The sequence below is a fragment of the Streptomyces sp. JNUCC 63 genome (assembly GCF_054366325.1).
This window is the reverse complement of sequence record NZ_CM135963.1, coordinates 5,950,358-5,968,639: the sequence shown is the minus strand read 5'-3', so window position 1 is coordinate 5,968,639 and position 18,282 is coordinate 5,950,358. Positions and strand designations below refer to the sequence as shown.

Sequence of the window (18,282 nt, the reverse complement as noted above, 5' to 3'; positions counted from 1 at the left end):
AAGAGGTGGTGCCCAGGCAAGGGGGACGGCCATGGCCGATCCCAAGGGTTTCATGACCACACCTCGGCGGGAGTGGCCGCGCCGGCCGGTCGAGGAGCGGGTGCGGGACTGGCACGAGGTGTATGTGCCGGGCGGGTTGTTGCCGATCATCAGCAAGCAGGCGGACCGGTGCATGGACTGCGGGGTGCCGTTCTGCCACGAGGCCTGTCCGCTGGGCAATCTGATCCCCGAGTGGAACGACCTGGTGTCCCGGGAGGACTGGCGGGCGGCGAGCGACCGGTTGCACGCGACCAACAACTTCCCCGAGTTCACGGGGCGGTTGTGCCCGGCGCCGTGCGAGGCGGGGTGCGTGCTGGCGATCAACCAGCCGGCCGTCACCATCAAGAACGTGGAGTGCGCGATCGCCGACCGGGCGTGGGAGGAGGGGTTCACCCCGCCGCAACCGCCGGACCGGCTGTCCGGGCGGACCGTCGCGGTGATCGGTTCGGGGCCGACGGGACTGGCCGCGGCGCAGCAGCTGACCCGCGCGGGGCACACGGTGGCCGTGTACGAGCGGGACGACCGGCTCGGTGGGCTCATGCGGTACGGCATCCCCGCGTTCAAGATGGAGAAGCACCATCTGGAGCGGCGGCTGGAGCAGATGCGGGCCGAGGGGACCAAGTTCCGTACGTCCACGGAGGTGGGGCGGGACGTGGGGGCGGCGGAGCTGCGTGCGCGCTACGACGCCGTGGTGATCGCCACGGGGGCTACCGCGTGGCGTGAACTTCCCGTACCCGGACGGGAGTTGGCCGGGGTCCACCAGGCCATGGAGTATCTGCCACTGGCCAACCGGGTGTGCGAGGGGGACCTCGAGGCGTCCCCCGTGTCCGCCGCCGGGCGGCACGTCGTGATCGTCGGCGGCGGGGACACCGGGGCCGACTGCCTGGGCACGGCGGTGCGGCAGGGCGCCGCGTCCGTGACCCAGCTGGACATCTACGCCCAGCCGGGCACGGAGCGCGACGACGACACCGAACCGTGGCCGACGTACCCGAAGATCTACCGGCTGTCGGCCGCCCACGAGGAGGCGGGCGCCCTGCGCACGGCGCCCGCCGCGGATGCCGACGCGCGGCTGTTCGCGGCGTCGACGCTCCGCTTCACCGGTGACGCCGAGGGTCACGTACGCGAGTTGCACCTGGTCGAGGTCGACGCGCGGCGCCGCCCCCTGCCGGGCACCGAGCGCGCGCTCCCCGCCGACCTCGTCCTGCTCGCCCTGGGCTTCTCCGGCCCGTCCCAGGAGGACGGCCTGATCGCCCAACTGGGCCTGGACCTCACGCCCCGCGGCACGATCGCCCGCGACCGCGCCTTCGCGACCGACGCCCCCGGCGTCTTCGCCGCCGGTGACGCGGCCCGCGGCCAGTCCCTCATCGTCTGGGCCATCGCCGAGGGCCGCGCGGTGGCGGCGGCGGTGGACCACCACCTGACCGGCGCCCCCTCACGACTCCCGTCCCCGATCGGCCCGTACGACCGTCCCATGAGGGTCTAGCAACCGGACGGACTGACCCCGATGGCGGTCGGTGGAGATGCGTGGGGCGGGGCCGTTGGGGACCATCGGAAGGGCGGCGGCCCGCGCCGCCCGCCCGGTCCACCTCGCACAGGAATCGCCATGCCCACCAGGAACGACGGGGGACAGCCCGGCCTCCCGGTCCGGCGACCTCCATCCCGATGGCCCGCTTGGCCCGCTTGGCCCGCTCCGGGCGGACTGCTAGCGCGTCCTGCCCCGACGCCGCCTGGACCAGCCGAGGAGCCGACCGGGCGCCGGCGCGGCGGGCGGCACACGCTGCGCCGGCGCTCCCGCGCGGATCGCCTTGATCGCATCGGCGAGATCGACGCCGGCGAACGCGATGACGTCGGCCGCGGCCATGCGGAGACTGTGGGCCAGGAACGTCCGCTCCGAGTCGGCCGACCCGGCGTCCGCGGTGAGCCGCGTCGCGAGCTCCAGCGAGCGGTCCGCGGCGTGCTGGCGGACGTCGCGGTCACCGAACTCGCGGGCCAACGAGGCGATGACGTCCGCCAGGTCGCGCACCGGCTGCCGGAAGCGGCCACGGGTGCCGGAGCCGGCCGACGCGACGAGGCGCGCGAGCGTGAGGCAACTGGCACCCAGCAGACTCAGGTGCTCCGAGTTCTCCTTCTCGCGCACGACGACGGTCGCCCGCCACACCAGCGCCCTGCGGGTGACACTCGTGCTGGCCCGCCCGACCCGGTGCAGCTCCGCCAAGCGGTCCTGCACGTCGCGGAACTTCCCGACCACGCGCTCGGCGAGCTCGTCGTCGTCCTGGGCGATGGCGTCGGCCGTGGTGGCGAGGCCGTCGGCGATCGCGGTGAGCGCCGCCTTCTCGGCGCGACGCAACAGGGCCAGTGGCTCCGGCGGGAAGAGGATCTGCGTGAACACCAGAGCGATGCCCGCGCCGATCAGCATGTCCACCAAACGCTGGACACCGTTCGACTGATCACCCAGCGCCACCACGAGGACGGTGCTCACGCCGGCCTGGACGACGACGACCTGCGGGCCCCCGATGAAGCGTGCGGCCGTGAGGGCGACGAAGACGCCCAGTGCCATCGAGCCCGGACCGGTCCCCACGGTGGCGAGTACCGACTCGCCGACCAGGAGGCCCAGGAGCACGCCCTTCAGGAGCCGGATCGCGTGCAGGCCGCGTTCGCCGAGGTTCGCGGTCAGCGCGATCATCGCCGAGACGGGGGCGAAGTACGGGGCGGGGTGATCGAGCACGTAGCGGGCCACCAGCCACGCCGCTGTGGCACTGGCGATCGCCTGCAGGAGCGGCCACCCATCCGCGACCGCTCGGCGGGCGCCGTCCGAGAGACCGGCTGCCGCCCGATGCATCACCGCGCGGGCTCTGCGGGACCGCGGCGCGCTCACCTTTCTCATCATGCCATCCGGTCATCCCGCCCACCCGGCGTCGGCCGGCTCCGGCGAGCCGTGCCCGCGCCGGAAAGCCCGCGACGGAAAGGGAGGTGGCGACGGTGAAGGTCGAACAGCTCACCGAGCCGCTCGCGTACCACGGTGAGGGGCCGGTCTGGTCCGACGCGTGGGGCGGTCTTCGGTGGCTGGACATGCTGGCGGGGGACGTGCTGTCGCTCGCCTCGGACGGAACCGTGACGCGGCGGCACGTCAGCACCGTGGTCGCCGCGATCCGGCCCAGACGGCAAGGGGGCGCCGTGATCGGTGTCGAACGCGGCTTCGCCCTCGAAGAGGCGGACGGGACGGTGACCGTCCTGGATTCCCTGTGGAGCGATGAGCGTGTGCGCATGAACGAGGGAGGATGCGATCCCGACGGGCGGTTCTACTGCGGTTCCATGGCCTACGACACCCGGCAGGGGGCCGGATCCCTCTACCGCCTGGACCCCGACGGCTCGACGACGACCGTCCTCGACGCCGTGACGATCTCCAACGGCCTCGAGTGGAGCCCCGACGGGAGCCGCGCGTACTACGTCGACACCGCCACGGACCGCATCGACGTCTTCGGCTACGACCGTGAGGGCGGGCTGAGCGGACGTCGCCCGTTCGTCGCCGTACCGGGCGGTCCGGGCGGTCCGGACGGGTTGACGGTCGACGCGGAGGGCGGCGTGTGGGTCGCCCTGTACGGGAGCGGCTCGGTGCACCGGTACGCGCCGGACGGCACTCTCGACGAGGTCGTGCAGCTCCCGGTCACCAAGGTGACGGCGTGCACCTTCGGCGGGCCCGGGCTCGACCGACTGTTCATCACGACCTCGCGTGAGCACCTCGAGCCTGGCACCGAGCCGGAGGCGGGTGCCCTGTTCACCTGCGCACCGGGGGTCAGGGGCGTGGCCGTACGGGAGTTCGCCGGATGAGCGCCGCCGACCTCCCCGCGGGCGGCCCGAACGGCGAGCCGGCCGAGCAGCCCGGGCAGACACAGACGCTGCTCGTCCTCGGCGCGCGCGGCGACCTGACGGCGCGGCTGCTCCTTCCGGGTCTGGGCGACCTGGTCGCCGCGTCTTCGCTGACCGACCTCTTCCTCGTCGGCAGCGACCGGGGCGAAGGGAGCGACGAGGAGTGGCGGACGGTCGTCGCGCAGGCGTTCGCGGCGGGCGGGGCGAGCGGGCCGGCCGTCGACGCCGTCGTCCGCGACGCGCGCTACGTGGCCGCGGACGCCACCGACGAGGACGACCTGCGCCGCCTGCTGGCGTGCCGCCGCGGTCGTCCCACGCTGTACTTCGCGCTGCCGCCGGCGGTCACGGTCGAGGCCTGCCGGGCGCTGGCCCGGATCGGCGTGCCGCACGGTACGCGCCTGGTGCTCGAGAAACCCTTCGGCACCGACGCGGCCAGTGCCACCGCGCTGAACGAACTGCTGCACCATCTCGTGCCGGAAGACCACGTGCACCGCGTCGACCACTTCCTCGGCATGTCGACGGTGCTCAACATCCTGGGCGTCCGGTTCGCCAACCGGGTGATCGAACCGCTGCTCACCGCGGAGCATGTCGAAACGGTCGACATCGTGTTCGACGAAACGCTCGGCCTCGAAGGCCGCGCCGGCTTCTACGACACGACGGGCGCCCTGCGCGACATGATCCAGAGCCACCTGCTCCAGGTGCTGGCGCTCGTGGCGATGCCCGCACCGAGCACGCTGGAACAGCTCGACGTGCGGGACGCCAAGGCGCACGTCCTGCGCGCGACCCGCGTCTGGAACGACCGTCCCGAGCGGTTCAGCCGTCGCGCCCGCTACACCGCCGGCACGATCGACGGCCGTTCACTCCCGTCGTACGTCGACGAAGCGGGCATCGACCCCGCCCGGGAGACCGAGACCCTGGCCGAGGTCGTGTTCGCGGTCGGCACCTGGCGGTGGGCCGGTGTGCCGTTCCGCGTCCGATCGGGCAAGGCGATCGGCTCGCCCCGGCAGGAGGTCACCTTCTGGTTCAAGGCCCCCCAGCGCGTCCCGGACGGGCTCGCCGGCGAGGTCCTCGGGAACCGGCTGCGCATCGGCATCGGCCCCCGCCGCCTCCAACTGGACATCAACATCAACGGGCCGGGCGACCCGTCCACCATCTCCCCGGTGACGCTCGACACGAGCTTCGGCCCCGGCGACCTGCTCGAGTACGGAGAGGTGCTCCGGGGCGTCCTGGAGGACGAGCAGCCCCTGTCGGTGCGCGACGACATGTCGGTGCGCGACGACATGTCGGTCGAGTCGTGGCGCATCGTCGAACCGGTGCTGGACGCGTGGCGCGACGGCCGCGTCCCCCTCGACGACTACCCGGCCGGGAGCGCCGGTCCGGCGACATGGGGACCTGGGCGACATGACCGAACCACTGAACACGCGCCCGGCAGAGGAGAGCCGGTTCGTCCGGCTCACGCCGCAGGGGCTCAAAACCGTCCGCAGATGGGCGATGTCCATCACCATCGGCAGCTTCCTGTTCGGCTTCGACACCGGGATCATCTCCGGCGCTCTGCTGTTCATCCGTGAAGACTTCCACCTCAACTCCTTCGAGCAGAGCTCAGTGGTCAGCGTCCTGCTGCTCGGTGCGGTCGTCGGCGCGCTGAGCAGCGGGAGGATCGCGGACCGCTACGGACGACGACCGCTCCTCGCCGGCCTCGGTGCGCTGTTCTTCCTCGGGATCGTCGCCGCCGCCGTCGCAGGCGGCTACGGGGTGCTGTTGCTCGGCCGCATCATCATGGGCCTCGCCGTCGGCGGCGTGTCGGCCACAGTGCCGACCTACCTCGGTGAGATGGCGCCGACTCAGGTCCGGGGCCGCGTCCTCAGCCTCAACCAGCTGCTCGTCACCGTCGGCCTGCTCGCCTCCTACCTCGTGAACTGGGCCTTCTCCCAGTCCGGGCAATGGCGCGCGATGTTCTGGGTCGGCGGAATCCCCTCCGCGCTCCTCGTCCTCGCGTGTCTGTGGCTGCCCGAATCCCCGGTGTGGTCGATCGCCCACGGCAGAACGGAGCAGGCACGAAAGGTCCTCGACAGGGTCACCGAACCGGGCGGCGCGGACCTGGTCGTCTCACGCGTCCGCGGCACCGACCGCGACGGCGAGCAGCGCCGGGGCGGGACCGGAAGCGGGCCGGGAGGCGTGCGGGCGTTGTTCGCCCCGGCGGTCCGTCCCGCGCTCCTGGTCGGCCTGATCCTTGCCGCTCTTCAGCAGTTCTCCGGGATCAACACGATCCTCTACTACGCGCCGACGATCATGGGCGAAGCCGGCCTGTCCGCCTCGAAGGCGATCTACTACTCGGTCTTCATCGGCGTCATCAACGTCATCATCACCGTGGTCTCCGTCAACCTCGTCGACCGGCTCGGCCGCCGCCCCCTGCTGCTCGGCTCCCTCGTGGGGATGGGGATCTCCATCGCGCTGCTGGGTGTGGCGTTCGCCGCGGGTCTGAGCCCACTGCTCATGCTCATCTTCATGCTGCTGTACATCGTGGCGTTCGGGATCGGCATGGGCCCGGTCTTCTGGGTCCTGCTCGGCGAGATCTTCCCCCCTGCCCAGCGCGCTGAAGGATCCAGTGCCGGTGCGACCGTGAACTGGCTCTCGAACTTCGTGGTGAGCCTGCTGTTCCTTCCCCTCATCGGGGCCATCGGGCAGGCGCCGACGTTCTGGATCTTCGCCGTGATCTGCGCTCTCGGCGTGGTGTTCGTCGCCCAGTGGGTCCCCGAGACGCGCGGCCGTCACGCCGACGAGGTGGGTGAGGACCTCCGCCGGCGGTGGAACGTGCGGGCGAAGTGACCTCCGTGCGCGGAGCGCGTGCCCGGGGTGGGGCTGCTCGTCCGGGGTGACGGCGTAGGACCGTCCCAGGTCGCGCAGCACGTCCACGACGCGGTCGGTGATCTCCTCGGGGCCGCCCGACACGTCCACCGTGACCCCCGCCTCGTCCGGCTCCAGCGGCTGGAGCGCGGCGAGCCGGGAGCCGAGCGGCGTCGTGCGCGTGAAGTGCCCCCGCAGGCGGGCCGGCCGCTCCTCGACGCGGGCGCGGTCGCCCGTGAGGTGCACGAACACGATGCCGGGAGCCGCGGCCCGCACCCGGTCGCGGCAGGCCCTCCTCGGCGCCGAGCCGCCGATCACCCCGCCGAGCCCCGCCCGCCCGCACGCCCAGGCGCCGATCGCGTCCAGCCAGGGCCGGCGGTCCTCGTCGGTGAGCGGCACACCGGCCGGCATCCTGGCGATGCCGGCCCGCGGGCGGAAGCCGTCGCCCGCGGCGTACGGAACGCCGAGCCGGGCCGCGGACAGGACACCGACGGTGGTCCTGCCGGTGCCCGCGGCGCCCATGACCACCACGACCCGCACGAAAGGAGACGGACGTGCCATGGCCCGACCCTCTCAGGGAACCGGGCCTCCAGCAGGCCCGGAGGTCCCCCCGGACGGGCCGGGCCCCCGCCCGTCCGCCGTCCTCACGGCTTCCGTGCCACCGCCCCGTACCCCGGGATCACCCCGTCGTCCTGGCCCGGGACCGGGTCGCCGAGCTCCGGGTGCCACTTGTGGACGATCTCGACGCCCGGCTCCACCGGCTCCAGCCCGTCGAAGAAGCGGGTGAACTCCTCGCGGGAGCGCAGGGCCAGGGTTACGCCGGCCGCCCTCAGTCTGGCCGCGGCCTCCGTCGCCGACTCGTCCTGGCTGAAGTCGGCCGTGGCGTGGGTCATCACCAGGTAGCTGCCGGACGGGAGTTCTGCGAGGAGGCGGGAGACCAGTTCGTGGGCGCCGTCCTCGTCGGGGACGAAGTGGAGCAGGGCGATCATGGAGAGGGCCACGGGCCGGCCGAGGTCCAGGACCTTCCGGGCGCCCTCCATGATCGTGGCCGGGTCGCGCACGTCGGCCTGGAGGTACTCCGTGACGCCCTCGGGCGTGCTGCGCAGCAGGGCCGCCGCGTGGGCCAGCACGATGGGGTCGTTGTCGCAGTAGACGACACGTGTGTCGGGCGCGACCGCCTGGGCGACCTGGTGGAGGTTCGGCTCGGTCGGGATGCCGGTGCCGATGTCCAGGAACTGCCGTACGCCCTGCCCGGCCAGCCACCGCGTGGCCCGGTGCATGAACGCGCGGTTGACCTTGGCCATCACCGGCACCCGCGGTTCGAGGGCCACCATCTGCCGGCCCATCTCCTCGTCGACGGGGTAGTTGTCCTTGCCGCCGAGGTACCAGTCGTACATCCGCGCGGGGTGCGGCCTGCTCGTGTCTATCTCGTTTTCGATCCCGGTCATACGGCGCCTCTTAAGCATCTGAAGGGGAAGGCAATCATGGTCAAGTCTGTGCCAAGTTTAGGGAGTTGAGAGGCAATCAAATAAACTCAGGTGAGCAGGAAGTCAGCCACCCCCGCCTTCGCGCCCTCGATGAACGCCGTCATCTCGTCCGTGGTGTAGATGAGCGCCGGCCCGTCCGGGTCGGTCGACTGACGGACCGCGATCCGGCCGTCGGCCAGCTTCATCGCCTCCAGGCAGTTTCCTCCGTTGCCGCCGCTCCACGGCCTGTGCCAACCCTCGCTGCCCAACTCCCGGGCGGGCATGCCGTTGTAGACGTGTTTCATGAGAGCTCCTTGCGGAGATCCCGGAGGATCTCCTTCGTGCGATGTGCTGTAGCGGCCTGCGCCGCCATGCGGTCCATGACCTCGAGGTGGGTCGCCACCTCTTCGCGCGCGTCCAGGTAGACGGCACCGGTCAGGTACTCGCTGTAGACCATGTCCGGCAGTTCGGGCATGGCGAATCGGAACAGCACGAAGGGCCCGTACGTGCCCGGGTGCGGCCCCGAGGAGAACGGGGCGACCTGGAGCGTCACATTGGGCGACTTCGTGGCCTGAAGCAACTTGTCGATCTGCGCGCGCATCACCTCGGGCCCGCCGACCTGGCGGCGCAGCGCGGTCTCGTCCATCACCACCCAGAACCTGGGCGCGTCGGGACGGTCGAGCAGATCCTGGCGTCGCATGCGCAGCGCGACATGGCGCTCGATGTCCTCGGGGCTGGTCTGGCCGATGGCCCCGGACTTGAGCACGCCGCGCGCGTAGTCCTCGGTCTGCAGCAGACCGGGGACGAAGTGCGGCTCGTAAGACCGGATGAGCGCGGCGGCGCCCTCCAGGCTGACGTACATCGAGAACCAGCCCGGCAGGATGTCGTGGAAGCGCTGCCACCAGCCGGGGCGGTTGGCCTCCTCGGCGAGCTGCACGAAGAGCTCGGCCTCGTCGTCGGGAACGCCGTACGCCTTCAACAGCAATTGCATGTACGGGATTTTGAGGGCGACCTCGGCCATCTCCATACGGCGTACGGTCGCGGGGGCGACGCGCAGGACGCGCGCGGCCTCTTCACGCTTGAGCCCCGCACGCTCCCGCAGGTCCAGCAGGCGCCGGCCGAGCACGACCTGCCCGACGGTCGGCGCGGACCGCGGCTCGCTCACACTCCACCTCCACGACTCGGGGACAGCCTCGCGGCGCCGTTCGACGATCCGTTTCGAGGGTCGGACAAGGACCCCGGCGTGCCCCAGGCGATCCCAAGGCGGTTCCAAGGCGGTCCCAACTGACGCCGTCCGACGTGCTGTTGCGTGCAGTGTGCCATGAGCTCTCACCGCGTCACACAGCACTCTGCATTTTTCAGAGTGCCACTTGCCAAGTGTTCACGGCGGGGAGATAGTGGCAAGCGTGATTCCGTCCCCGCCCTTAGGAACAGCCACGTCCGCGAGCCCGTTGGGCTCCGGTGCCCCCACGGGAGCGGGCCCCGGCGAGACCGCCGCCCCGCGCCGGTTCCGTTTCGAACTGGCCGCGCATCCCGGTTCTCCCGCTCAGGCCAGGCGCCTGACCAGGGCCCGGCTGACCGGCTGGTCCGTGTGCGAGGACACGTGCGAAACGGCGGCCCTGGTCGTCTCCGAGCTGGTCACCAACGCCGTCGTGCACACCGCCAGCAGCCAGATCGTGTGCGAGCTGCAGGACGGTGAGGACCTGGTGCGCATAGCCGTACGCGACGAGGGGTGCGCGCCGAATGAGTCGCACCCGTCGCCGCAGCTGCCGGAGGAGGAACACGGGAGGGGACTGCTTCTCGTCGACGCGCTGTGCCGGGCGTGGGGTGCGCAGGAGTACGGCCCCGGCCTGGTGGTGTGGGCGGAGGTCCCCCGCGGGTCCGCTCCCGCGCAGGACACCTCCCAAGCGCAGGACATACGCGGCGACCTGGGCTGGGGCGCCCGCCCCAAGCCGGGCCGGGCCCGCGACGCGGGCGACGAGGACGACCCGCAGGCACACCACGGAACGGAGCCCGTATGGCTGTGACGGTCGGTGCCCTGGGCGCCGGCCGTGCGCTCAGCCTGGACACGCTCGTACGCCTGGGCCGCGGCGCGCGCACGCCCGGCGCACCCCGACGGCTGCCCCTCCCCGAGGGCATGACGACCCCTCTGGGCCACGACGCGGTGGCGGTCCCCGCCCACCTCGGCCCCCAGCTCATGCCCCGCCTCCCCCGCGTGGGCTGTGTCCACGCCGACCGCGCGCACTGGTGGTGGACAGTCCCCGCGGACTCCGACTACGCCCTGCGCTGGCCGGCTCCCGCCCACTACTCCACGGGCGCGATCCTCCCCGCCACTCCGCACCCCACCCCCCTCACCCTGGTCCACCGCCCCCAGGGCACCATCCCCTACACCCCACCGATCCCCCTCTACCTGGCCCTGTGCCGGGTGACGGGAGCGACCCCGGCCTGGTCCCGCCCCGTCACGGCGTGACACACCTCGTGACACACCCCATGCCCGCGGGCCGCACGCTCACGCCTCGTCCGCTTGTGCCTCGGCGTAGTAGCGGATGGTGCGCACCGCCTCGTAGGCCACGCGGCGCAGACCGGCGTTCTCCGACGGCCGGCGGCTGAGCTCCTCCAGCGGGCCGATCGCCCGCGCGGTGCCGGTACGGGCGAGTGCGACGGCGGCGGCCAGGACCCGCTGGTCGGACGGACGCTGTTCGCCCTGGCCTGGGTCCGGGGTCCGGGCCGGCCAGCTGGGCGGCCAGGTGGCCGGGTCGAGACAGGAGAGCAGCGCTTCCTCCGCCCTCGGCGTGCGCAGCGTGCCGAGGGCCTCGATGCCCTGGACGGTGGCCACGGGATGGTCCTCCTCGGCCAGAGCCCGCAGGAGCAGCCCCTCCGCCCGCGGGTGTTCCAGCCTGGCCAGTGCCCGGTAGGCGGTGACCCGGTCGACGAAGCCCTCGGGGCCCGGCCGCCGCAGCAGGGCGTCGAGTGCGGGGAGTACGGACGGGTCGCGCAGCGCGGACGAGCACAGCAGGGCGAGACGGAGCCGTTCCGCGTCGTCCGGTCCGCACCTGGAGGTGCGGACCGTGCGCAGCCAGCCGCGGCACGCGGGGGTGGGCACCTGGGAGAACAGGCGCAGACACAGGTCGAGCAGCCAGTCGTGACCGGGACGCAGGGAGCGCTCCAGGAGAAGGCTGTGCGCCTGGGTGTTGCCCGTGCGGGCCAGTGCGGCGGTGGCCGCCCGCACGAGAGTGCGTTCGCCCTCGTCGAGCAGACCGGCGACGAGCCGTTCCGTGTGTTTGGGCTGACAGCGCAGCAGGAACGAGACGGCCGCGACGCGCAGCCGCTGATCGGCTTCGCGGTCCAGGGCCGTCTCCAGCAGCTGTTCGGTGTGCTCGGCGTACACGCCGAGCGAGGTGAGGCACAGGAGGTTGGCACGCGCCTGGTCGTCCGCCGCCTCCGCGAGGAGACGCGCGTGGAACCGCCCGTCGCCCTCCACCCACTCGGGGTCCACGGCGTGGCGGATCGCGAGCTGGCTCAGGGAGTCCGGTGCGTCGACGAACAGCCTGTGCATCGTCTGCCGTACGAACGCCGCCGAGGTGACCCGCATGGCGAGCGGTGCCCGCAGGAGACCCAGTGGGTCGCCGTGGTCGCCGTGGTCGCCGGTCACCAGGGAGCGGGCGGTCTCGGGGCCGAGGGGGATCTCCGTGAGTGCCCGGCCCGCGGCGCCCGACACCGCGCTCATCGGGTGGTCCAGCAGGGGAGCGAGCAGCGGCACCGACTCGGGTCGCCCGCACTGACCCAGCGCTTCGATGGCCTCCACGGCGGACAGGACGTACCCCTCCAGGTCGTACGTGTTGCCGAGGGGTGCGCCCGACGCCGTCGGATCCGCTTCCAGCAGTCTGCGCAGTATCTCGCCGAGCACCTCGCAGGCGGTCTCCCCGGCGACGAGCCCGAGGAAGTCCACGTACCGCAGGAACAGGTTGAGCGGCGGCTCGGCGTCCCCGAAGAGGCGCTCGGCGATCGTGTCCACGTACTCGGGGAAGGCCGCCGCGAGGGCTGCCAGGGCGTGCGTGGCCTCTATGCCGAGGGGGGATCCGGGGCCGAAGGCGACCGGTGCGAGCCAGTGGACCAGTTCGTCGCAGACCGGCGCGACCTCGGGCAGTCCGTCCGACGCGCACCGGGCCGCGAGGGTGAGCGCCTCGACGGGACGCGGATCTCCCTGGGGGGTGAACGCGATCCGCCACACGAACCACTCGGCCTCGGTCTGTTCGAGGAAGCCGGTGTACAGCCGGACGACCTCTTCCCAGCGCGGGTCGGCGCAGTGTCCGAGGGCCAGGTCCTGTCCGTCGGGACGCTCGCTGAGGGCACGTGCCGCGAAGTACTCCTGGAAGGTCAGGTGGAGGAAGGTGTAGCTGCCGCCCGGCCCGCGCAGCAGTACGGCGTCCCGCTCGGTGAGCATCCTCAGCACCTGGTAGGGCGAGTCGGCCGGGGCGGTTCCCGCCGGCCGCCCTTCCAGGAAGCGGTTCCAGAGCGCGTAGAACTCCTCCTCGCCGAACGACTCCCGGCGCAGGTTCATCAACTCCAGTGCCAGCCAGCTCAGGAAGGAGCGCTTGAGGAACGGGGAGCACGCGCCGTCGGCGGATTCCCGGCCGGTCAGCAGCACCTCCAGCAGTACGTCGTACAGCTCGGTGCGCTGTCGGGGTACGCGCACTTCGTCGTGGTCCTGCTGCGCGGCCGACAGCAGGGACAGCATCAGCGGGTTCTGCCCGAACTTGGCCAGTGCGGGGCTCGCGTCGATCTGGCGCTCGATGTCGTGAGCTGTGGCGGGACGGTCCTCGAACCAGCGGGTCAGGAAACGTCCCCGCTGACTGCGGCTGAAGCCGACGCACTCGAAGGTGCGGAACGTCCCCGGCAGCAGGCCGCGCGGGAAGGCCACGGTCCGGCAGGAGACGTAGAAGCGGTTCTGCGCGGCGAGCAGGCGGCGGATCTCCTCCGCCACCCTGCGCTGCAGCAGGGCGGGCGCCTCGTCGAGACCGTCCAGGAAGAAGACGACACGGCCGGTTTCGCAGGCGGCGTGCAGGTCGTCGGCGACCGCGGGATAGGCGCGGTTCAGGTACGTGCGCAGGCAGTCGGGCTCGTCGGTCAGCGAGGCGATGCGTACGAAGACCGGCAGGTCGCCGCCGAACAGCTCGCCGCGGCAGGTTCTGATGAGCAGGTGGCGCAGCAAGGTGGTCTTGCCCGCGCCGGGTTCTCCCAGCACCGTCGCGCAGGGAGCCGCGAGCAGTTCGCCCAGCGGAGCGTTCGGCCGGCGTACCCGCGGTTGCGGACTGCCCCGGTCGCGCCGGGCGTCCCTCTTCTCCAGGGCGTCGTCGGGTGCGGACTGGACGCCGCCGCCGGAGCGCCGGGAGAAGGCGGTGCCGTCGAGGGTGTCCGAGGCCAGCGTCAGGGTGACGTACACCTCGTCCAGGCGTACGTCCCGCTCCAGGTTGGCGAACGCGACGTAGGAGTGTTCGCGCTGGAGGTTCATCAGGTAGCCGCTGACGGCCGCGGAACGGTGGTCGTCCTCTCCCTCCCCGCCGTTGTTCCGGGCGACGGCCCTGGCGTTCTCCTCCAGCAGGCCCGGGCGGAGTTCCTCGGCCTCCTCGATCGGCACGGCGTAGCCGCCGCCGTCGGGGTTCAGGCGCTTCACCACGCCGACGACGCGGTTGTCCACGAGCGAGTGGACGGGACCGCCGCTGATGCCGGGTCTGATGGTGGAGTCGCTCAGCACCAGCAGCCGCTGCGGCTCCTCGGCCCGGCCGGGACGGCCGCGGTAGGGCGTGGCGCCGGTCACCCGGCCGGCCGCGGGATAGCCGCGGTATCCCCGTTCCTCCCACTGGTGGCCGTACGCGTAGAAGCCGAAGATGCCGTATCCGCTGGGGCCGATGGGGAGCACGGGATGGTCCGTGCGGTCGACCTTCACGAGGCAGAGGTCCGGCGCACCGCCGGGGCCCGGTCTCACGATGTCCAGTACGGGCAGCTCGGTGTCCTGCCACTGCACGTGCAGCGGATCGCGACTGCCGGGGTCGTGGACGTGGGCGCAGGTCAGGAGCCAGCCCGGCAGGACGAAGAAGCCGGTGCCGACGGCGTCGGGGCCCTGGGTGATCCGCGCGACGGCCGCGTCGACGGCGGCGACGGTCGCCGCGGGGACCGCGTCCTCGGGGGGTCTCTGTGTACCGGTGCTCATCGCGTGGCGTACGGTCTGCGCGATCCGGCCGGTGGTCGCGGTATGTGCTCAGCGCCAGGCGCGCACGCACACTCGGAAGCCGTCATCGGCACCTCCCTGGTTGTACGAGTTCGTCCAGTCCCGGCACGCGGGGCGCACGATCTCCTTGGTGCAGTAGGCGGATCCGCCCTTGACGACTCGGCGGGAGGCAGGACGAGCGGCGAACGGGTCGATGAACTGGGCCTCTTGATGTGCGTGGCCGTGGTAGTAGTCCTCGCACCACTCCCACACGCCCCCTGCCATGTGCAGGCACCCGTAAGGGGACCGTCCTTGCTCCAGCTCGTACACGGAGCGGAAGGCGTTCCTGCCGTCCTCGGCGGAGTTGCACAGTTCCGGCCGGAACTCGTTGCCCCAGGGCCAGATCCGGTCGTCGCCTCCGCGGGCCGCCTTCTCCCACTCCGCTTCGGTGGGGAGCGTGAAGGAGAGGCCGGAACGCTCGCTCAGCCATGCGCAGTAGGCGAGGGCGAGTTCCCAGGAGACGTTCACGGCGGGCAGGTCGGCGAAGGCGTCGTCGCCCGGCCGGCGCGGGCCGGGCAAGCGCCAGGTGTCGGACGGGAGTTCCCAGCCGGCCGCCTGCCGGAACACGGCCATCTGGCGGCGGGTGGTGGGGTGGCGGGACATGCGGAACTCCGACACGTACACCTCGCGCATCGGGAACTCCAGCTCGCCCGCGTACGGGTCGAGCACGGAGCTGCCCAGACACGACATGCCCGCGGGGATGTCCACGAGTTCATGGCCGTTGAGGAACACGGTCGCCGTCCTGGTCCCGCGCCCGGGTCACGCGTCTTCGTCGTCCTCGGCGCTTCCACCGGCAGAGGACTCGGGCTCACGGGCCGGGCCGTGGTCCCGTGACCACTCCAGCGTGATCATGAAGTTGGCCTCGACGCCGGCCTTGGCGATCAGCGCCGACAGTCCTGTGCTCTCCGCCTTGAACGCCACTCCGAACTGCACCTGGGTGCGGTGCGGGGCGACCGACTTCAGGGCGTCCCCGAGGTCCTGGCAGAGGGTGACCACCGAGGGCAGGATGTCGGAGAACGCGGCCTCCCTCCGCCGGAACGCCACCTCCTCCTCCACGTCGCCGGCGACCGCGTCCACCCAGACGACGGATCCGTCGGACAAGGTCAGGCGCTGACTGGTCATGCTTCCCCCCGCTTCATGCCGTCCCCCGCTTCACGCTTCCCCCGCTTCATGCTTTCCCCCCGATTCGCCACCGTGAAGCGGCGCCGCCGGGCCTGCCCGGCGGCGCCCGGAACTACTGCCAGAGGCTGAAGCGCCCGGTCAGGGCGGTCACGGCGTCGAGATTCCCGTAGACGATCACTCCGAGGTAGTTGATGTCCTTTTCGGCGGTGGCCGCCACGGCGTCCGCGAGCTCGTCGTCGTGCCCCGTGGTGAGCATCTGCTCCGGATAGTCGGCCAGGAACACGTCGTCGCGCTCCCTGGCCTCCGCGACGAGCCGCCGCAGCCGGTTCTGCTTGACCTTGGTCACGATGACCGGATACTTCGAGATCCCTGTGTGCGAGACGCCGGAAGCGTCCTTGAGTGCGTCCCGCCCCATGAGGTCGCCGTCGTCCCCGTGAGCGCCGAGGGCGACGGACAGATGCCCGGTGACGTTCAGCGCCGTGCCCGGTTCCAGGTGGGAAGCCAGGGCAAGCACCGTCTTCTTGGCGCGGTAGTCGTAGGTCACGCGTGATTCCTTCGCTGAACTGTCTTGCTTCCCGGGTGAGTTCGGCAGCTTACTCGCCGGCCGGCGCTGATCGCGTCACCCTCGGTGAGACGGTCGGTACTCGACCGGAATCGGTCGTAAGTGGTCTCTACGAGCCGTCCGGGAGCCCGTTCAGGGGGTTCCAGCGGTCATCGGTGATCCGCAGCGGTTCGACGTGCGAGTCGAAGACGCCGTACGCCTCGTCCAGCAGGATCTCCATACCGCGCTGCCCGAGTGCGATGCCGAACCGGAGCTCCTTCTCCTCGACGTCGGGCAGCGCCTCCACGGCCTCGTACAGGGCTGCGACGTGGTGGTCGTCGACCTCGATGTGCAGATCGAAGAAGTTCGTGTCCAGGGCCGGGTGGTGCCGGGTGAGTGCCTGCCGTGCCGCGTTGTAGGTCACGGGGGTCATCGCCTCGTTGACGAGCATGTAGCCGATGGCGCGGCCGGCGCTGCGGCACTTCGCCACGTTGAAGGCGAGACTCAGGGCCAGAGTGATCCCCGCGCGCTCGGCGTAGGAGTCGAATTCCTCGCGCTTCACCCCGAGTTCGTCGAGCAGGTGCAGGTAGTGCAGGAAGTGCGCGTGACGGGGATCGCCCGAACCCAGCTCGTCGTCGAGGTTCTCCTGGAGGATCCGGCGCACCTTGTCGTCCTCGGTCCAGGCCAGCAGTTCCCTGAGGATCCAGGGGAAGCTGCGGGACTCGCGCCCGGCGCAGAACACCCAGCGCAGTGCGTTCTCCCGGGGCAGCGTTCCCGACGCGGCGGAGGCCACGAGGGGGTGGCCCCTCACCTCTCCCAAAGCGGCTTCGACCTGACTTCTGATCGCTGATACGAACATGCGCTTTCCCCGATCTTTCCTACCGACGTGTGGTGTGATCGGGCGACTGATGGCCTACCGCCCTGGCGATTCAGCGTGGCAGAAATCAAGAAGCGCGGGAGGCCCCTTGAAGGGGTGGGCGAGGAATGGCCGATACCGTCTTCTCGGGCAGGGCCCGGCCCGTCACGCCGTCGCGTCCGCCGCCCCCTCGCCGCTCCGGACGATCACCAGGAACGTGTCCGTCGCGAGGTCCATGACAACCTCGGCGGGAAGGCCCTCCTGGCGCCGGGCATGGGCGAACTCCTCCGCCGGCCACGAGCCGCGCGGACCACCTGCGGGAAAGCCTCGAAGCACCGTTCGCCCGTTCACCTGGCACCTCCACCTTGTCGTGCTGTAGCTCAGAGATTTAAACGCCAAACAAGGGGTGAATACCTCTCCCAGTGACGGTACTGAGACGTATTCGACACGAAACCAAGGCCAAAAGTGCGTCTCACCTCACACTTTCGGGTGTTTCCGGTACCGTCCGTTCAACCTCGCGCACCCCCCGTGTTCGTCCCGTCTTCATCTCCTCTCACCTCTGCACTGCGGTTACGACTGCTGACATACACCCGCCGAGCAGGGCGAAAGGACGACCGCGTGAACCCGGCTCCGCTGAGCCCCGAGGACCCGGCCGAACTCGGCGGGTTCGAGCTGCTCGAGCGTATCGGGCACGGCGGCATGGGGCAGGTCCATCTGGGGGAGTCGCCCGGCGGGGAGCCCGCCGCCGTCAAGGTCATCAAGCCGTCCGTCGTCGGCACCGAGACCCGGTTGCGCTTCGCCCAGGAGGTCGAGGTCCTCAAGACCGTCTGGGTCGCCCGCACCGCCGCCTTCCCCGACGCCGACCCGCCCTCGCCACCGAGTACGTCGAGGGGCCCAACCTGCGGCGGTACGTCCACTTCCACGGGCCGCTCCCCGTCGCCCTGACCGCCTCCCTCGGTGCCCTCGTCGCCGAAGCCCTCGCCGGTGTGCACAAACAGGGGCCGCTGCACCGTGACCTCAAGCCCGCCAACATCCTCCTCGGACCCAACGGGCCCAAGATCATCGATTTCGGTCTCGCCGCGTACGTCGAGTCCAGCGCCTCCCTCACCGCCGCCGTCGACGTGTACGCCCTGGGCGCCGTCCTGCTCTTCGCCTCCGGCGGTCACCACCCCTTCCAGGCCGGCAACCTCCGCGCCCACTTCCGGGCCCGCCTGGACAGGGCGTAGGCACGCCAGTACCCCGTGACCCAAGCTGAACGGTCACGGGGCACTGCACCGCT

The 18,282-nt window shown here is 71.4% G+C and carries 18 protein-coding genes and 1 pseudogene; 8 read left to right on the top strand and 11 right to left on the bottom strand.

The genetic code is table 11. From position 1 onward, the window contains the following. Positions 1–31 precede the first annotated feature (31 nt). Positions 32–1,522: a glutamate synthase subunit beta gene (locus tag ACX25U_RS27420; protein WP_454383851.1), complete on the top strand. Its 1,491-nt coding sequence runs from the start codon at positions 32–34 to the stop codon at positions 1,520–1,522. A gap of 219 nt (positions 1,523–1,741) precedes the next feature. Here ACX25U_RS27420 and ACX25U_RS27415 read toward each other — a convergent pair whose 3' ends face one another. After that, positions 1,742–2,914: an FUSC family protein gene (locus ACX25U_RS27415; protein WP_454383850.1), complete on the bottom strand. Its 1,173-nt coding sequence runs from the start codon at positions 2,912–2,914 to the stop codon at positions 1,742–1,744. Between the two features lie 95 nt (positions 2,915–3,009). Here ACX25U_RS27415 and ACX25U_RS27410 point away from each other — a divergent pair, with 95 nt between their 5' ends. Genes ACX25U_RS27410 through ACX25U_RS27400 form a run of 3 tightly spaced genes read left to right on the top strand, consistent with a single transcriptional unit; the run spans position 3,010 to position 6,732 of the window. After that, positions 3,010–3,867 (top strand): SMP-30/gluconolactonase/LRE family protein, encoded by an 858-nt coding sequence (locus ACX25U_RS27410; RefSeq protein ID WP_454383849.1) that lies wholly within the window; start codon positions 3,010–3,012, stop codon positions 3,865–3,867. After that, the gene (locus ACX25U_RS27405; protein ID WP_454383848.1) at positions 3,864–5,474 is read left to right on the top strand and encodes a glucose-6-phosphate dehydrogenase; all 1,611 of its coding nucleotides are present in this window, start codon (positions 3,864–3,866) and stop codon (positions 5,472–5,474) included. The genes ACX25U_RS27410 and ACX25U_RS27405 overlap by 4 nt, the downstream gene beginning before the upstream one ends. Continuing rightward, positions 5,398–6,732 (top strand): sugar porter family MFS transporter, encoded by a 1,335-nt coding sequence (locus ACX25U_RS27400; RefSeq protein ID WP_454383847.1) that lies wholly within the window; start codon positions 5,398–5,400, stop codon positions 6,730–6,732. The genes ACX25U_RS27405 and ACX25U_RS27400 overlap by 77 nt, the downstream gene beginning before the upstream one ends. Positions 6,733–6,798: 66 nt before the next feature. Here the strand turns inward: ACX25U_RS27400 and ACX25U_RS27395 are convergent. The 4 genes and pseudogenes from ACX25U_RS27395 to ACX25U_RS27380 all read right to left on the bottom strand — a co-directional run. Next, positions 6,799–7,311, bottom strand: a pseudogene (locus ACX25U_RS27395) (gluconokinase); the annotation flags it as partial. Positions 7,312–7,394: 83 nt separating this feature from the next. After that, the gene (locus ACX25U_RS27390) at positions 7,395–8,198 is read right to left on the bottom strand and encodes an SAM-dependent methyltransferase (protein ID WP_454383846.1); all 804 of its coding nucleotides are present in this window, start codon (positions 8,196–8,198) and stop codon (positions 7,395–7,397) included. Between the two features lie 86 nt (positions 8,199–8,284). Further along, positions 8,285–8,521, bottom strand: a complete 237-nt coding sequence (locus tag ACX25U_RS27385; RefSeq protein WP_454383845.1) for a DUF397 domain-containing protein — start codon at positions 8,519–8,521, stop codon at positions 8,285–8,287. Further along, on the bottom strand, positions 8,518–9,381 hold the full coding sequence (locus ACX25U_RS27380; protein ID WP_454383844.1) for a helix-turn-helix domain-containing protein: 864 nt from the start codon (positions 9,379–9,381) through the stop codon (positions 8,518–8,520). Before ACX25U_RS27380 ends, ACX25U_RS27385 begins: the two co-directional genes overlap by 4 nt. Positions 9,382–9,613: 232 nt before the next feature. Here ACX25U_RS27380 and ACX25U_RS27375 point away from each other — a divergent pair, with 232 nt between their 5' ends. Together ACX25U_RS27375 and ACX25U_RS27370 are read left to right on the top strand one after the other, a co-directional pair. Then, on the top strand, positions 9,614–10,243 hold the full coding sequence (locus tag ACX25U_RS27375; protein WP_454383843.1) for an ATP-binding protein: 630 nt from the start codon (positions 9,614–9,616) through the stop codon (positions 10,241–10,243). Then, positions 10,234–10,686: a hypothetical protein gene (locus ACX25U_RS27370; protein ID WP_454383842.1), complete on the top strand. Its 453-nt coding sequence runs from the start codon at positions 10,234–10,236 to the stop codon at positions 10,684–10,686. Before ACX25U_RS27375 ends, ACX25U_RS27370 begins: the two co-directional genes overlap by 10 nt. Positions 10,687–10,725: 39 nt before the next feature. On the opposite strand, the gene ACX25U_RS27365 is transcribed toward ACX25U_RS27370, so the two are convergent. From ACX25U_RS27365 to ACX25U_RS27340, 6 genes are all read right to left on the bottom strand, one after another. Further along, positions 10,726–14,427 (bottom strand): NACHT domain-containing protein, encoded by a 3,702-nt coding sequence (locus ACX25U_RS27365; protein WP_454383841.1) that lies wholly within the window; start codon positions 14,425–14,427, stop codon positions 10,726–10,728. A gap of 48 nt (positions 14,428–14,475) precedes the next feature. Continuing rightward, the gene (locus ACX25U_RS27360; protein WP_454383840.1) at positions 14,476–15,216 is read right to left on the bottom strand and encodes a formylglycine-generating enzyme family protein; all 741 of its coding nucleotides are present in this window, start codon (positions 15,214–15,216) and stop codon (positions 14,476–14,478) included. A 27-nt stretch (positions 15,217–15,243) separates the two neighbouring features. After that, positions 15,244–15,606, bottom strand: coding sequence for a CU044_2847 family protein (locus ACX25U_RS27355; protein WP_454383839.1), 363 nt, complete (start codon positions 15,604–15,606; stop codon positions 15,244–15,246). 112 nt (positions 15,607–15,718) lie between these two features. Next, positions 15,719–16,150: a DUF2000 domain-containing protein gene (locus ACX25U_RS27350; protein WP_454383838.1), complete on the bottom strand. Its 432-nt coding sequence runs from the start codon at positions 16,148–16,150 to the stop codon at positions 15,719–15,721. Between the two features lie 127 nt (positions 16,151–16,277). Next, positions 16,278–16,940: an iron-containing redox enzyme family protein gene (locus ACX25U_RS27345; protein ID WP_454383837.1), complete on the bottom strand. Its 663-nt coding sequence runs from the start codon at positions 16,938–16,940 to the stop codon at positions 16,278–16,280. Between the two features lie 228 nt (positions 16,941–17,168). Beyond that, the gene (locus tag ACX25U_RS27340) at positions 17,169–17,354 is read right to left on the bottom strand and encodes a hypothetical protein (protein ID WP_454383836.1); all 186 of its coding nucleotides are present in this window, start codon (positions 17,352–17,354) and stop codon (positions 17,169–17,171) included. A gap of 267 nt (positions 17,355–17,621) precedes the next feature. Between ACX25U_RS27340 and ACX25U_RS27335 the strand changes: the two genes are divergently transcribed. Together ACX25U_RS27335 and ACX25U_RS27330 are read left to right on the top strand one after the other, a co-directional pair. Further along, complete coding sequence (locus ACX25U_RS27335; RefSeq protein WP_454394833.1) at positions 17,622–17,948, top strand: hypothetical protein; 327 nt, start codon at positions 17,622–17,624, stop codon at positions 17,946–17,948. Then, on the top strand, positions 17,831–18,229 hold the full coding sequence (locus tag ACX25U_RS27330) for a protein kinase domain-containing protein (protein WP_454394537.1): 399 nt from the start codon (positions 17,831–17,833) through the stop codon (positions 18,227–18,229). Before ACX25U_RS27335 ends, ACX25U_RS27330 begins: the two co-directional genes overlap by 118 nt. Positions 18,230–18,282: the final 53 nt, after the last annotated feature.